Origin of the sequence: Streptomyces sp. NPDC001890, from assembly GCF_042891445.1 — a bacterium.
Lineage (GTDB): Bacteria > Actinomycetota > Actinomycetes > Streptomycetales > Streptomycetaceae > Streptomyces.
In genome coordinates this window covers 133,747-147,916 of sequence record NZ_JBIATE010000018.1, presented here as the reverse complement: position 1 = coordinate 147,916, position 14,170 = coordinate 133,747, and the positions used below count along the sequence as shown (strand labels likewise).

The 14,170-nt window shown below is 70.1% G+C and carries 11 protein-coding genes; 5 read left to right on the top strand and 6 right to left on the bottom strand.

All coding sequences use genetic code 11. From position 1 onward, the window contains the following. Nucleotides 1-35: 35 nt before the first annotated feature. Nucleotides 36-1,292 (bottom strand): extracellular solute-binding protein, encoded by a 1,257-nt coding sequence (locus ACFYY1_RS32000; protein ID WP_388591755.1) that lies wholly within the window; start codon nt 1,290-1,292, stop codon nt 36-38. A gap of 201 nt (nt 1,293-1,493) precedes the next feature. On the opposite strand from ACFYY1_RS32000, the gene ACFYY1_RS31995 reads away from it, so the two are divergent. Beyond that, nucleotides 1,494-1,709: a dodecin gene (locus ACFYY1_RS31995; RefSeq protein ID WP_388591753.1), complete on the top strand. Its 216-nt coding sequence runs from the start codon at nt 1,494-1,496 to the stop codon at nt 1,707-1,709. 122 nt (nt 1,710-1,831) lie between these two features. Here ACFYY1_RS31995 and ACFYY1_RS31990 read toward each other — a convergent pair whose 3' ends face one another. Both ACFYY1_RS31990 and ACFYY1_RS31985 read right to left on the bottom strand, forming a co-directional pair. Next, entirely contained in the window at nt 1,832-2,320 is a 489-nt protein-coding gene (locus ACFYY1_RS31990) for a hypothetical protein (protein ID WP_388591751.1), read from the bottom strand. 12 nt (nt 2,321-2,332) lie between these two features. Further along, the gene (locus ACFYY1_RS31985; RefSeq protein WP_388591749.1) at nt 2,333-3,298 is read right to left on the bottom strand and encodes a hypothetical protein; all 966 of its coding nucleotides are present in this window, start codon (nt 3,296-3,298) and stop codon (nt 2,333-2,335) included. Between the two features lie 360 nt (nt 3,299-3,658). Here ACFYY1_RS31985 and ACFYY1_RS31980 point away from each other — a divergent pair, with 360 nt between their 5' ends. The 3 genes from ACFYY1_RS31980 (at nt 3,659) to ACFYY1_RS31970 (ending at nt 9,655) form a co-directional block, all read left to right on the top strand. After that, nucleotides 3,659-5,050, top strand: a complete 1,392-nt coding sequence (locus tag ACFYY1_RS31980) for a polysaccharide pyruvyl transferase family protein (protein ID WP_388591747.1) — start codon at nt 3,659-3,661, stop codon at nt 5,048-5,050. A 173-nt stretch (nt 5,051-5,223) separates the two neighbouring features. Then, nucleotides 5,224-7,644 carry an excinuclease ABC subunit UvrA gene (uvrA, locus tag ACFYY1_RS31975; protein WP_388591745.1) on the top strand — a complete coding sequence of 807 codons (2,421 nt, stop codon included), beginning with the start codon at nt 5,224-5,226 and terminating at the stop codon, nt 7,642-7,644. A 247-nt stretch (nt 7,645-7,891) separates the two neighbouring features. Further along, nucleotides 7,892-9,655, top strand: a complete 1,764-nt coding sequence (locus ACFYY1_RS31970) for a glycosyl hydrolase family 18 protein (protein ID WP_388591743.1) — start codon at nt 7,892-7,894, stop codon at nt 9,653-9,655. A 91-nt stretch (nt 9,656-9,746) separates the two neighbouring features. On the opposite strand, the gene ACFYY1_RS31965 is transcribed toward ACFYY1_RS31970, so the two are convergent. The 3 genes from ACFYY1_RS31965 to ACFYY1_RS31955 are packed head-to-tail and all read right to left on the bottom strand — an operon-like array spanning nt 9,747 to nt 13,148. Further along, on the bottom strand, nt 9,747-10,493 hold the full coding sequence (locus tag ACFYY1_RS31965; RefSeq protein ID WP_072488934.1) for a succinate dehydrogenase/fumarate reductase iron-sulfur subunit: 747 nt from the start codon (nt 10,491-10,493) through the stop codon (nt 9,747-9,749). After that, complete coding sequence (locus ACFYY1_RS31960; protein ID WP_388591741.1) at nt 10,490-12,439, bottom strand: fumarate reductase/succinate dehydrogenase flavoprotein subunit; 1,950 nt, start codon at nt 12,437-12,439, stop codon at nt 10,490-10,492. Before ACFYY1_RS31960 ends, ACFYY1_RS31965 begins: the two co-directional genes overlap by 4 nt. A 1-nt stretch (nt 12,440) precedes the next feature. After that, nucleotides 12,441-13,148: a succinate dehydrogenase gene (locus ACFYY1_RS31955; RefSeq protein ID WP_388591739.1), complete on the bottom strand. Its 708-nt coding sequence runs from the start codon at nt 13,146-13,148 to the stop codon at nt 12,441-12,443. Between the two features lie 95 nt (nt 13,149-13,243). On the opposite strand from ACFYY1_RS31955, the gene ACFYY1_RS31950 reads away from it, so the two are divergent. Then, nucleotides 13,244-14,134 carry a LysR family transcriptional regulator gene (locus ACFYY1_RS31950; RefSeq protein ID WP_388591737.1) on the top strand — a complete coding sequence of 297 codons (891 nt, stop codon included), beginning with the start codon at nt 13,244-13,246 and terminating at the stop codon, nt 14,132-14,134. Nucleotides 14,135-14,170 lie beyond the last annotated feature (36 nt).

The window sequence follows — 14,170 nt, the reverse complement described above, 5'->3', positions numbered from 1 at the left end:
CTGAATCCCGGGGGCGTCCGGGTGTGTCGTGCGGGTCAGCTCGCGGTGAGCTTGGAGGTGATCTTCACCGAGGCCTTCTTCGCCTCACCCTGCGGGTCGCCGCCCTCCAGCACCGCCGTCATGTACGGCTTGATCGGGTTGTCGGCCTCCACGTCCGCCCACTGCGGCGAGTTGGGGGTCGCGCGGCCCTTCGTGGCGCCGCGGGCCATCGCCGCGGTGCCTTCCTGACCCAGGATGACGCGGGCGAGGTCGGGCTTGTTGGGCACGTAGCTCATCGTTCTGGCGAGCTCTTCCTGCCACTTCCGGCCCGCCAGCGCCTTGACCACCTCGATGCCCTCGGCGCGCTGGTCCGCCTTCTCCGGGACGATCAGGTCGGACCCGCCGGTGAAGACGGAGCCGGGCTCCTTCGCGGTCTTGCCGGGAATCGGGAAGTAGCCGAGTTTTCCCCTGAGTTCGGGATTCTTCTTCTCGATCTGCGCGACGGTGCCGGGCACCGAAATGATCTGTGCGACATTCCCCTCGGCGAACACATCGGCCTGCGGGGGCTTTTCCTCGTCCGCGTCCTTCGGGCCGTCACCGAGCTCCTGGAGTTCCTTGTAGAAGCTCATGCCCCGCAGCGCGGCGGGGCTGTCCAGGGCTCCTTCCCACTGGCCGCCCTTCTCCTCGGCGAGTTCGCCGCCCTCGTCCCAGATGAATCCGGCGAGGACATACCAGTTCTGGCCCGCGAGGTAGATCCCCTGATTTCCGTTCCGGTTCAGCTGCCCGCTGTCCGCGATCCACTCGTCCCGGGTCTTCGGCGGGTTCTTTATGCCTGCCTGCTCGAAGAGTTCCTTGTTGTAGATCACCACTCGGTTGGCCGCGTACCAGGGAATGCCGTACTGCATGCCGCCGATGCTGCCCGGGGCGGCGAGACCGGGCAGCCAGTCCTCGCTGCCGAGGTCACGTACGGACTCCAGGGTGAGATCGCGCAGGCCGCCGCTCTCCGCGTACTGGGCGACCTGGGTGTTCCCGACCTCGATGACGTCCGGGGTGTCCTCGCCGTTGAGTGCACCGATGACCTTCGGGCCGATTCCGCTCCAGCTCTGGAACTTGAACTCCAGCTCGACGGACGGGTGCTCGTCCTTGTACTCCTTGGTGAACCGCTTCAGGAAATCGGCGGAGACGCTGTCCTTCATCAGCCAGATCGTGACCTTCTTGCTGCCGGACGCCTCCGATCCGGAGAGCAGGCCACATCCCCCCAGGGCAAAAGTGGAAACGAGCGCGACGGCTCCGACGAGTATGCGGTTCTTCACCAGGTTCACCTTCTGCGAAACGGCACGGCTTAATTCAGGACCCGGTGTGGGGGACTGCGGGCGGCGCTCGCACGGGCGTGGCTGGATTTTGGTATGGACCATTGATTTGGTCAAGCACCGTTCACAACCCATTCGCCGCTTCGACCCCTCGCGGACTCGGGCCGGTTGGGGCACCGTAGTAGGGACGAGAGGAGACATAAGATGTCAAACCACACCTACCGGGTCACCGAAATCGTCGGAACCTCACATGAGGGCGTGGACGACGCCATCCGCAGAGGCGTCGCAAGAGCTTCTGAAACGTTGCACAATCTCGACTGGTTTGAGATCACCCAGGTGCGCGGCGAGATCAAGGACGGCCGGGTGGAGCACTTCCAGGTTGGCTTGAAAGTGGGCTTCCGGCTCGACGAGACGAGCTGATACCTGCCACCCGATACCCGCCACCCCGCACCACCGCCGCGGCGCGACCGGACCACGGCGGTGTCCGGCCGGTCGCACGCCGCCGGGTGTCACACGCCGCCGGGTGTCGCACGCCGCCGGGTTCAGGTACGGCCCTCCCGCTCCTGCGCGTCCCGCAGGGCGGCCGATGCCTTCGCCCAGCGGGCCCGTACCACGGTGAAGCCGGCCTGCTCTGCCTCGTCACAGACGAGTTCGTCGTCATCCACCAGCATCCGGATCTCACGCTCCCGGCCCAGCCGCTTCAGGATTTCCAGCTTGGTGCGCCGGGCCGGCCTGCGGTCGTCGTCGCGGCGCATGTACACGCGCCCCTCGGGCAGCCCCTGTTCCGCCAGCCAGGCCACGGTGTCCCGGCGGCAGCGCTCGGGCCGGCCTGTGAGGTACCTGACCTCGCAGCTCCCGGCGCTGTCGAGTGCCAGCCGTACGCCTTCGGCGAGCGGCGGGTCGTCGACGGCCGCGGCGAAGAAGCCGTCCCAGTCGCGCCGGCGCCCCTCCAGATAGTGCTGCCGGTGGCCGCTGTCGGCGAGCGTGCCGTCCAAGTCGAATACGGCCAGGGGCCGGTGGTCGCTTCTCACGCCCCCAGCAAATCAGACCAGCGCGGCCACCAGCAGCAGGAGGACGACGACCCCGGCCACCACCGCGGCCACCCGCAGGGACCTGCGTCTCGACCAGACCGGAAGCACCTGGGGACCGTCGGGTCCGGGAAAGACGTGGAAGACGTGGTCGGGGTCGTCCGGGATCGTGACCGCCACCAGTTGCAGCCACCCGATCTCGGCCCGTCTGGCCACCTCGTCCGGCCGGGGCGCGAGTGCCGATTCGACGGCCTCGACGTGGGCGGGATCCAGCGCCTCGGGTATCGGCTCGCCGACCGAGGTCAGCGTGGCCCGCTGCCACGCACCGGTACGTCCGGCCTGCCGGCGGACGCGCAGCGGCGGTGCCGGGTCCGGCAGTTTCACCGTGCTCCGCTGCGGCGCATACCCGACCGAGCCGCCCGTCCACAGGGTGACCAGGCCCGTGCCGTCGCACGGGGTGTGTTCCGTCGACCTCTCGCCCCCGCAGACCGGGCAGTCCCGGAATCCGGTGTCGTCGCACTTCGGGCACTTCTTGGTGCCCCACCCCTGACATTGCGGACAGGCGGTGCGGGGCTTGCGGCACTTCAGGCAGGTGGTCCGTCCGGCCGCGCCCCGCTCCCGCGACGATCCGGCCGGCGCCCGGCCCTTGCGGCGTTCGCCCGTGCCGTCGCACCAGGTGCAGGGCTCCACGCCCTCGCAGGCCGGACACAACGGTCCGGGCTCGCAGCGCAGGTTCCCCTGGGCCCGGCAGCGCGAACAGGGCTGCCGCCCGTCGTCGCAGCCGCAGGCCACCGTGCGCAGCGAACCGTGGAGCACCAGCTCCACCTTCCGCGATCGGGCCGGATCCTTCGGCGGTTCGACCGGATGGTCGCGGAGCTCGCCCTCGTAGGTTTCCCGTCCGGATATGTCGTACGTGCCGGGTCTGGACTCCGGCTGCGTGCTACGGGTCTCCACGGAGCGGACGATGCTCAGGTCGAGCATCGGAAGCCGGGTGATGCCGGCGCCGGCCCGCCGCAACTGCGGCCCCTGCCCCGGGCGGCCGATGTGCCGGGCGACCGCTTCGAGAATGTCGCCCTCGGACAGCGAGTCGGCCAGGACGGCGCCTCCACCTCCTCCCCGGCAGGCGTGCCTGCGCGCAGGACGCAGCGTACGGTCGGCGCCGTCGGGGGCTCAAGAGGGCCGCACGGGGAAGCCGGTGGGGGCGCACCGGACATCCGCCGCCGCGCGCGCCCGCTCGCGCGCACGGATGGGTGATCAGCTCCTCACGTTCCGCACGGATCGCAAAAGGTTGTACAGGATCCGCATGGATCCACTTGCGTTTGTAAAGCTATATTCAGTTTTGTGGCATCCAACGTTAACGATGTGAAGCGAATACTCCTGCGATCCGGGAAGAGCCCCTACGACGTCGTACCTGTCGAGCGCGCTCTCCACGAGGACGTGTTCGCCACCAACTCGGGCAACCTGATCTTCAGCGATGCCGCACACAAGATCCTTGAGACACCGCGTTCGCAGGTGGTGTCGAACGGGATCACCACCCGGGTCGCAGACGCCGACCGGATCAACAGCGAGTACGACGTCTTCGTCATCCCGCTCGCCAACGCCTTCCGGCCCTCCTTCGAACCGCAACTGGGGCGGCTGACCCAGCTCATCTCGAAGCTGAAGATACCCGTCGTGGTCCCGGGTGTCGGCGCCCAGACCGGCGTCAACTACTCCGCGGACCGGCTGAAGCCGATGCAGTCCACGGTCTACGCGTTCGTCTCCGCCGTACTCGACCACAGCGCCTCCATCGGTGTGCGCGGCGAGTTCACCGAGCGGTATCTGCGGGACATGGGATTCCGCGACGTCGATGTCATCGGCTGCCCCTCGATGTTCCTCAACGGCAGCAGGCTCACCATCCGGGAGGACGGCCGGGCGCTCGGGCCCGAGTCCCGCGTCGCCGTCAACGGATCGCACGACGCGGTGCGCAAGCACAAGCTCGGGCAGATCATCGACCGCACCCACGCGCGCTACCCGCACCTCAGGTTCATCGGCCAGAACCTCTCCGACGCCCGTCAGCTGCACTGGCGCGACCTGTCCCACCCGAACGCCGCGGTGACCGGCATCCCCACCCACCCCGACCACCCCATGTACGAGGAGGGCAAGGTCCGGGTCTACATCGACCCGGTCACCTGGATGGACGACCTGAGGGGCTTCGATTTCTCCTTCGGGTCCCGGATCCACGGCAACATCGCGGCACTGCTGGCCGGAACGCCGGCCACGGTCCTCTGCGGCGACTCCCGGACGCTGGAGCTGTGCCGCTACTTCGACATCCCGCACCGGATGCTCTCCAAGGTCCCGGCCGACCTCGACCCCGCCGACCTCCACGCCTCGGCGGACTTCGGGCCGCTGATGCGCGGCCACCAGGAGCGGTTCGACCGGTTCATGAACTTCCTCGACAAGAACGGCCTGGAGAACACCTTCACCCACGGCGACGGCGGCGCGGCCTTCGAGAAGCGGATGAGCGGGCTGTCCTTCCCGCCGGGCGTCCGCCCCTGGGTCGGCTCCGACCCCGCCACGATGGCGACACGGCTGAACTGGCTCCAGACCCAGCTGACCGAACTCACCGCCGAGAACACCCGGCTCAAGCGCAAGGCCCAGAAGAACGCCTCGCTGCCCGCCCAGCGGTCCACGTACCAGCGCGCCCGCAGCGTCGTGGGAAGGCCCATCAAGCGCGCACTGCGTCCCTCCCGGTAGGCGGGGGCTTCCGCACCGATCCGCAGGGCCGGCCCGGCAGGGGCACCGGAATCACGGGCCGCCGCTCGATGTCTAGAATCAGACTGTTTGTCCCTGGATCGTGTCCGGCCTGATCCGCCGGACACGACCCAGGCCGTCGGCCCTGCCCCGATCCGTACGGAGTGCCCGCGCACATGTCCACCCCCCACGATCCGTACGTCCGGGTGCGCGGCGCCCGTGAGCACAACCTCCAGGACGTCTCGGTCGACATCCCGCGCGACACCCTCACCGTCTTCACCGGTGTCTCCGGCTCCGGGAAGTCCTCCCTCGCGTTCGGGACGATCTACGCCGAGGCCCAGCGCCGCTACTTCGAGTCGGTCGCCCCGTACGCGCGCCGGCTGATCCATCAGGTCGGCGCGCCCGCGGTCGGCGAGGTCACCGGACTGCCGCCCGCGGTCTCCCTGGAGCAGCGCCGCTCGGCGCCCGGTGCCCGTTCGTCCGTCGGCACGGTCACCACGCTCTCCAACTTCCTGCGGATGCTGTTCTCCCGGGCCGGGGACTACCCGGCCGGTGCCGAGCGGCTCGACTCCGACGCCTTCTCGCCGAACACCGCCGCCGGGGCGTGCCCGCAGTGCCACGGGCTCGGCCTGATCCACCGCACCACCGAGGAGCTGCTGGTCCCCGACCCCTCGCTGTCGATCCGGGACGGGGCGATCGCCGCCTGGCCGGGGGCCTGGCAGGGCAAGAACCTGCGCGATGTGCTGGACGCGCTGGGGTACGACATCGACCGGCCGTGGGGTGAGCTGGGCGCCGAGGAACGGGAGTGGATCCTGTTCACCGACGAGCAGCCGGTGGTGACGGTCCATCCGGTACGGGAGGCGGGGCGCATCCAACGCCCCTACCAGGGCACGTACATGAGTGCCCGCCGCTATGTGATGCACACCTTCGCGGACTCCAAGAGCCGCACGTTGCGGGCGAAGGCGGAGCGGTTCCTGGCCAGTGCCCCGTGTCCGGCCTGCGGCGGCAGCCGGCTGCGCCCCCGGGCGATGGCCGTCACCTTCGCCGGCCGTACGATCGCGGAGCTGGCCGCGCTGCCGCTGACCTCGCTCGCCGAGCTGCTGCGCGCGGCGGGCGGCAGTGAGACGGCCCGGGTGCTGACGGCGGATCTGCTCGCCCGGATCGAGACGGTCACCGAGCTCGGCCTCGGCTATCTCAGCCTCGACCGCACCGCCCCGACCCTGTCCTCCGGCGAGCTGCAACGGCTGCGCCTCGCCACCCAGTTGCGCTCGGGGCTCTTCGGGGTCGTCTACGTGCTGGACGAACCGTCGGCCGGTCTCCATCCGGCGGACACCGAGTCGCTGCTCGGGGTGCTGGGCCGGCTGAAGGAGGCCGGGAACTCGGTCTTCGTCGTGGAGCACCAGATGGATGTGGTGCGCCGGGCCGACTGGCTGGTCGACGTGGGGCCGCTGGCCGGCGAGCACGGGGGCCGGGTGCTGCACAGCGGCCCCCCGGCCGGGCTCGCGGAGGTGGCGGAGTCGGCCACCCGGCGCTTCCTCTTCGACGACGGGCCCGCGCCGCGACGGAAGGTCCGTACGCCGTCGGGCCTGCTGAGGCTGAACGGGGTCGACCGGCACAATGTCCGGGACGTGGACGCCGAGTTCCCGCTCGGCGTCTTCACGGCCGTCACCGGGGTCTCGGGGTCGGGGAAGTCGACGCTGGTCGGACAGGTCCTGGCCGGTGCCCTCGCCGACCGGCGGACCGGCGCCGCGGAGCCGGCCGCGGAGCGCCCCGCGCCCTGGTGCGCCTCGGCGCAGGGGCTGGAGGCGGTGGACCGTCTCGTACAGGTCGACCAGCGGCCGATCGGCCGTACCCCCCGGTCCAACCTGGCCACCTACACCGGGCTCTTCGACGTCGTTCGGAAGCTGTTCGCCGCGACGGAGACGGCGCGGGAGCGCGGCTACCGGGCCGGGCGGTTCTCCTTCAACGTGGCGGGCGGGCGGTGCGAGACCTGCCAGGGCGAGGGGTTCGTCTCCGTGGAGCTGCTCTTCCTGCCCAGTACGTACGCGCCCTGCCCGGACTGTCACGGTGCGCGGTACAACCCGCAGACCCTGGAGGTCACCCTGCGCGGTCTGGACATCGCCCAGGTGCTGGACCTGACGGTGGAGTCGGCGGCCGGGTTCTTCGCGGGTACGCCGGCGGCCGAGCGCAGTCTGCGGACCCTGCTCGACGTCGGACTCGGCTATCTGCGGCTCGGTCAGCCCGCGACGGAGCTGTCCGGTGGCGAGGCCCAGCGCATCAAGCTCGCCACCGAGCTCCAGCGGACCCGCCGGGGCCACACCCTGTACCTGCTGGACGAGCCGACGACGGGGCTGCACCCCGCCGATGTCGAGGTGCTGATGCGGCAGTTGCACGGTCTCGTCGACGCGGGCGACACGGTGGTGGTCGTGGAGCACGACATGGCGGTGGTCGCGGGTGCCGACCGGGTGATCGATCTGGGCCCCGGTGGCGGCGACCGGGGCGGCCGGATCGTGGCAACGGGGACACCGATGGACGTGGCCCGGTCCCCGGAGAGCCGTACGGCTCCGTACCTCCGGACCGCACTCCATCTCGACTGACCGCGCATTCGTAGCCAACTCCCCCATTTCCCAAGCCAGTTGCTGCCCCAGGCAAGCAATGGGGAATGAAACCGTAAAGAATGTTGACAGTTACCTGGTCCAGACCAATCATGGGCATGCCTCACGGCCGCACCACGCCGTGCGGCACGTGACCCCGGCCGGGAATCACAGGAACGGGCCGCGCCCCTCCCGGGCGCGGCCGAGCCGCGCGAACCGCCCGTTGCCTCACCCCGCTGGGAGCTGTCCCATGAGACGTCCAAGAACAGTCGGCGCCGTCCTGAGCGCCTTGGCCACCGTCGTCGCGTCCGCAGGCCTGGTCCTCGGATCCGGCGCCGGCGCACAGGCCACCGAGACCGCCGCCACTCCCCTGCCCGCGCACGTCTTCGCCCCGTACTTCGAGGCGTGGAACGGCGACAGCCCGGCCGCGCTCTCCCAGGCGTCCGGTGCCAAGTACCTGACCATGGCCTTCATCCAGACGGAGGCCCGCGGTTCCTGCACCCCCTACTGGAACGGCGATTCGAGCACTCCCATCGCCCAGTCCGAGTTCGGCGCCGACTTCACCACCATGCGCTCGCGCGGCGGCGACGTGATCCCGTCGTTCGGCGGGTACACCGCCGACAACGGCGGCACCGAGATCGCCGACAGCTGTACGGACGTCGACTCCATCGCGGCGGCCTACGAGAAGGTCATCACGACGTACGACGTGTCCCGCCTCGACATGGACATCGAGGACAACTCCCTGGAGAACAGCGCCGGGATCGACCGCCGGAACAAGGCGATCAAGAAGGTCCAGGACTGGGCCGCCGCCAACGGGCGCTCGGTGCAGATCTCGTACACCCTGCCCACCACCACGAGCGGTCTGGCCGACAGCGGTCTCGCGGTGCTGGAGAACGCCGTGTCCAACGGCACCGAGGTCGACGTCGTGAACCTCATGACCTTCGACTACTACGACGGCGCCGCGCACAACATGGCCGCGGACACCAAGACGGCGATCACGGGCCTCAAGGGCCAGCTGGCCGGTCTGTACCCGTCGAAGACCGACGCCCAGCTGTGGGGCATGACCGGCATCATCGAGATGCCGGGCATCGACGACTACGGCCCGGCCGAGACGTTCACGACGGCGGACGCGCCCGTGGTCTACGACTGGGCCGTGTCCAAGGGACTGAGCACCCTGTCGTTCTGGGCGCTCCAGCGCGACAACGGCGGCTGCCCCGGCACCGGCGGGAACGACACCTGCTCCGGCATCGCGCAGGACACCTGGTACTTCAGCCACACCTTCGCACCCTTCACGGGCGGCGGGGGTCCGGTGACGGACGACTACTCGGTGACGGTGGCTCCCGGTTCGGCGACGGTCGCCCCCGGTGGCTCGACGACGGCGACCGTGAACACCGCGGTCACCTCCGGCAGCGCGAAGACCGTCGCGCTGACGACGAGCGGGGCGCCCGCCGGTGTGACGGCGACGCTCAGCCCCACCTCGGTCACCGCGGGCGGGACGGCGAAGCTGACGCTCGCCGCGTCGGCCTCCGCGGCACCGGGCACGTACCGGATCGATGTGACCGGTGCCTCGGGCACGCTCAGCCACGCGGCCGGCTTCACCCTGACGGTGTCGGGTCCGGGCGGCGGCACCGGCGCCCTGGTCAACGGTGACTTCGAGTCGGGTGCGCTGAGCCCCTGGACCTGCGAGTCCGGTGGCGCGGTCGTCGCCACACCGGTGCACGGCGGTTCGCACGCGCTCGCCGCGGCGGCCACCGCGTCGCAGACCGGTGAGTGCGCGCAGACCCTCACCCTGTCCCCCGGCACCGAGTACACGCTGAGCGGCTGGGTGCGGGGCAGCTACGGATACCTCGGGGTGCGCGGCGACGCGACGGCGAGCGTCTGGGGTTCGTCGAGCGGCTACGCCAAGCAGTCGGTGACGTTCACCACCGGATCGTCCGGCACGGTGACCGTCTATCTGCACGGCTGGTACGGGCAGGGCACGGTCTACGGCGACGACATCTCCGTGACGTCCTGATCCGCTCCGTGACGTCCTGATCCGCCGGAGCGGATGAGACTTCCCGGTCCCGGAGGCGGGCGGCCTCCGGGGCCGGGAACTCGCGCTCCGCTCAGCGGCGGACCTTGCGGGTCGCCCGCAGCCACTCCTTGTTCATGGCCGAGATCGACGGCAGCGGGATGCCCTTGGGGCAGGCGGTGGCGCACTCCCCGGTGAGGGTGCAGCCGCCGAAGCCCTCGCTGTCCATCTGGCCGACCATGTCCAGGACCCGGGTCTCGCGCTCCGGGGCGCCCTGCGGCAGCACGTTGAGATGGTTGATCTTCGCCGAGGTGAAGAGCATCGCCGAGCCGTTGGGACAGGCCGCGACGCAGGCGCCGCAGCCGATGCACTCGGCGTGCTCGAAGGCGAAGTCCGCGTCCGGCTTGGGCACCGGGGTGGCGTGCGCCTCGGGGGCGGTGCCGGTCGGGGCGGAGATGTAGCCGCCCGCCTGGATGATCCGGTCGAAGGCCGAGCGGTCCACGACCAGGTCCTTGACGACCGGGAAGGCGGAGGCGCGCCACGGTTCGATGTCGATCGTGTCGCCGTCCTCGAAGGACCGCATGTGGAGCTGGCAGGTGGTGGTGCGCTCGGGGCCGTGGGCATCGCCGTTGATGACGAGACTGCACGCGCCGCAGATGCCCTCGCGGCAGTCGTGGTCGAAGGCGACGGGGTCGTCGCCGGCGAGGATCAGCTCCTCGTTGAGGGTGTCGAGCATCTCCAGGAACGACATGTCCTGCGAGATGCCGTCCACCTCGTAGGTGGACATGGCGCCGGGTGCGTCGGCGTTCTTCTGGCGCCAGACGCGCAGGGTGAGCTTCATGCGTAGCTCCGCTGAGTGGGGTGGACGTACTCGAAGACGAGGTCTTCCTTGTGCAGGACGGGGGCCTCGCCGGTGCCGGAGAACTCCCAGGCGGCGGCGTAGGAGAACTCCTCGTCCCGGCGGGCGGCTTCGCCGTCCGGGGTCTGCGACTCCTCGCGGAAGTGGCCTCCGCAGGACTCGGCGCGGTGCAGTGCGTCGAGGCACATGAGCTCGGCGAGCTCCAGGTAGTCGACGATGCGGTTGGCCTTCTCCAGCGACTGGTTGAACTCCTGGCCGATGCCGGGGACCTTGATGCGGCGCCAGAACTCCTCGCGGATCAGCGGGATGCGTTCGAGCGCGGTGCGCAGCCCGTCCTCGGTGCGGGCCATCCCGCAGTACTCCCACATGAGTTCACCGATCTCGCGGTGGAAGGAGTCGGGGGTGCGGTCGCCGTCGACGGAGAGCAGCAGGTTGAGCCGGTCCTCGGTGTCGGCGACGGCCTCCTCGACCGCGGGGTGCGAGGCGTCGACCGCCTCGTGGTGCGGATTGCGGGCCAGGTAGTCGTTGATCGTCGACGGGAGGACGAAGTAGCCGTCGGCGAGGCCCTGCATCAGCGCGGACGCGCCGAGCCGGTTGGCGCCGTGGTCGGAGAAGTTGGCCTCGCCGATGGCGAAGAGGCCGGGGACGGTGGTCTGGAGGTCGTAGTCGACCCAGAGGCCGCCCATCGTGTAGTGCACGGCGGGGTAGATCCGCATCGGGGTCTCGTACGGGTTCTCCGCCGTGATCCGGGCGTACATGTCGAAGAGGTTGCCGTACTTCTCCTCGACCTTGTCCCGGCCCATCCGCTGGATGGCCTCGGCGAAGTCCAGGTAGACGCCCTGGCCTCCGGGGCCGACGCCGCGCCCCTCGTCGCAGACGTTCTTCGCGGCGCGGGAGGCGATGTCCCTGGGGACGAGGTTGCCGAAGGCGGGGTAGATGCGCTCCAGGTAGTAGTCGCGCTCGTCCTCGGGGATCTCGTTGGCCGGGCGGTCGTCGCCCTTGGCCTTCGGGACCCAGATCCGGCCGTCGTTGCGCAGCGACTCGCTCATCAGCGTCAGCTTGGACTGGTGGTCGCCGGTGCGCGGGATACAGGTGGGGTGGATCTGTGTGAAGCAGGGGTTGGCGAAGTACGCGCCGCGGCGGTGGGCGCGCCAGACGGCGGTGGCGTTGGAGTTCATGGCGTTCGTCGACAGGTAGAAGACGTTGCCGTAGCCGCCGCTGGCCAGGACGACCGCGTCGGCGAAGTAGGTGTCGATCTTTCCGGTGACGAGGTCGCGGGCGACGATGCCGCGGGCCTTGCCGTCGACGACGATCAGGTCGAGCATCTCGGTACGGGCGTGGAGTTCGACGTTGCCCGCGGCGATCTGCCGCGACAGCGCCTGGTAGGCGCCGAGCAGGAGCTGCTGTCCGGTCTGGCCGCGGGCGTAGAAGGTGCGGGAGACCTGGACGCCGCCGAAGGAGCGGTTGTCGAGGAGGCCGCCGTACTCGCGGGCGAAGGGGACGCCCTGGGCGACGCACTGGTCGATGATCTCGACGGAGATCTGGGCGAGCCGGTGGACGTTGGACTCGCGGGCCCGGAAGTCGCCGCCCTTGACGGTGTCGTAGAAGAGCCGGTGGATCGAGTCGCCGTCGTTGCGGTAGTTCTTCGCGGCGTTGATGCCGCCCTGGGCGGCGACCGAGTGGGCGCGGCGGGGCGAGTCCTGGAAGCAGAACTGGACGACGTGGTAGCCCTGTTCGGCCAGCGTCGCACCGGCCGAGCCGCCGGCCAGGCCGGTGCCCACGACGATGACGGTGTGCTTGCGGCGGTTGGCCGGGTTGACCAGCTTGGCCTGGAAGCGGCGGGTGTCCCAGCGTTCGGCGACGGGGCCTTCGGGGGCCCTGGTGTCGACGACGGGCGCGCCGGTCTCGTAGTGCGAGTAGTCGGTCATGTCAGCTCACGACTCCGGTCATGACGGCGACGGGTACGGAGATGAAGCCCAGCGTCAGCACCGCGGCGAGGGCGTTGGCGATGGTCTTCAGGACGCGGTCACGGGTCGCGTTTCCCGCGCCGAGGGTCTGGGCGGCGCTCCAGAAGCCGTGCTGGACGTGGAGTCCGAGGGCGAGCATGGCGACGATGTAGATCGTGTTGCCGTACCAGGTGGAGAACGTGTCGATGACGTTCTGGTACGGGTGGCCGGACTGGAATCCGCCGGGGTGCACGGTGCCCGTCGTCAGGTCGAGGATGTGCCAGACGATGAACAGGGCGAGGATGATCCCGCCCCAGCGCATGGTGCGGGTGGCATAGGTGGCGCGCGGCTTCCGGTGCACGTACTTGGCGGGGCGCGCCCTGATGTCGCGGCGGCTGAGCTGGTACGCGGAGACGGCGTGCAGCACCACTGCGGCGACGAGCACGACGCGGACGATCCATAGGGCCCACTCGTAGTGCAGGAAGGGCTCGCCCATGGTCCGCAGCCAGTGCGCGTAGTGGTTGAACTCGCCGGACCCGAAGAAGATCTTCAGGTTGCCGATCATGTGGACGACCAAGTAGAGGAGCATGATCAGGCCGCTCACGGCCATGACCGTCTTCTTGCCGAGGGACGAGTCCCAGAGCGTACGCGTCATGGACGGCCGTCGGTCCGTCCGGGTTGCCAATGCCATGGACACGACGCTAGGACCGAACCACCTCATCAGTCCAAGACATGGAACAGCTCATGTTCATAGGCTGAGGCTATCGACCTCGGTAGGGTGGGTGCATGCAGTTCCAGCAGCTGATGTATTTCGTGGCCGTGGCCGAGACCCGGCACTTCACCCGGGCCGCCGAGGAGGTGCATGTCTCGCAGCCCTCGCTCTCCCAGCAGATCCGGGCGCTGGAGAGCGAGCTGGGGGCGGAGCTCTTCAGCCGGGCGCGCGGAAACATCACGCTCACCGACGCGGGCGAGGCCCTGCTGCCGCTGGCCCGCCGGATCCTCGCGGACGCGGACACCGCACGCCACGAGGTGCAGGAGCTGGCGCAGCTGCGCCGGGGCCGGGTCCGGCTGGGTGCGACGCCCAGCCTCTGCACCGGCCTGCTCCCCGATGTGCTGCGTGCCTTCCACGACCGGCATCCGGGGATCCAGCTGCTGCTGGAGGAGGGCGGCTCGCTCGACCTGGTGCGGGAGCTGGCGCGGGGCGCGCTCGATCTCGCGCTGGTGGTGCTGCCGCTGCCCGCCGCCTCGCCCGCGCTGACCACGGTGGAGCTGCTCCGGGAGGACCTGGTCGTGGTGTCCTCGGCACGGGCACCGCGGCCCGGCCGGGGCGGGAGCGTACGGATCGCCGACCTCCAGGGCGAGCCCCTGGTGATGTTCCGGCACGGCTACGACCTGCGGGAGCTGACGGTCGCGGCCTGCCGGGCGGAGGGTTTCGAGCCGTCGTTCACGGTGGAGGGCGGCGAAATGGACGCCGTGCTCGGTTTCGTACGGGCGGGGCTCGGGATCGCGGTGGTGCCGAGCATGGTCGCCGTCCGCTCCGGCCATGACCTGCGGACCACACCGCTGGCCCGCCCCGGGCTGCGGCGCACGATCGCGCTCGCGCACCGCAGCGACGTGGCTCCGCCGCGTGCGGCACGCGAGTTGCAGAAGGTGCTGCTCGCCGCCGGACGGGCCTGAGCGCCGAGGACGGGCCGGGGCCGCGGCAGGCCCCGT

Excerpts from the sequence above, each read along its gene's own strand:
- ACFYY1_RS31960 (WP_388591741.1), bottom strand. The coding sequence starts at position 12,439 with ATGACCGACTACTCGCACTACGAGACCGGCGCGCCCGTCGTCGACACC.
- ACFYY1_RS31955 (WP_388591739.1), bottom strand. The coding sequence starts at position 13,148 with ATGGCATTGGCAACCCGGACGGACCGACGGCCGTCCATGACGCGTACG.
- ACFYY1_RS31965 (WP_072488934.1), bottom strand. The coding sequence starts at position 10,493 with ATGAAGCTCACCCTGCGCGTCTGGCGCCAGAAGAACGCCGACGCACCC.
- ACFYY1_RS31995 (WP_388591753.1), top strand. The coding sequence starts at position 1,494 with ATGTCAAACCACACCTACCGGGTCACCGAAATCGTCGGAACCTCACAT.
- ACFYY1_RS31970 (WP_388591743.1), top strand. The coding sequence starts at position 7,892 with ATGAGACGTCCAAGAACAGTCGGCGCCGTCCTGAGCGCCTTGGCCACC.
- ACFYY1_RS31950 (WP_388591737.1), top strand. The coding sequence starts at position 13,244 with ATGCAGTTCCAGCAGCTGATGTATTTCGTGGCCGTGGCCGAGACCCGG.
- ACFYY1_RS31985 (WP_388591749.1), bottom strand. The coding sequence starts at position 3,298 with ATGCTCGACCTGAGCATCGTCCGCTCCGTGGAGACCCGTAGCACGCAG.
- uvrA (WP_388591745.1), top strand. The coding sequence starts at position 5,224 with ATGTCCACCCCCCACGATCCGTACGTCCGGGTGCGCGGCGCCCGTGAG.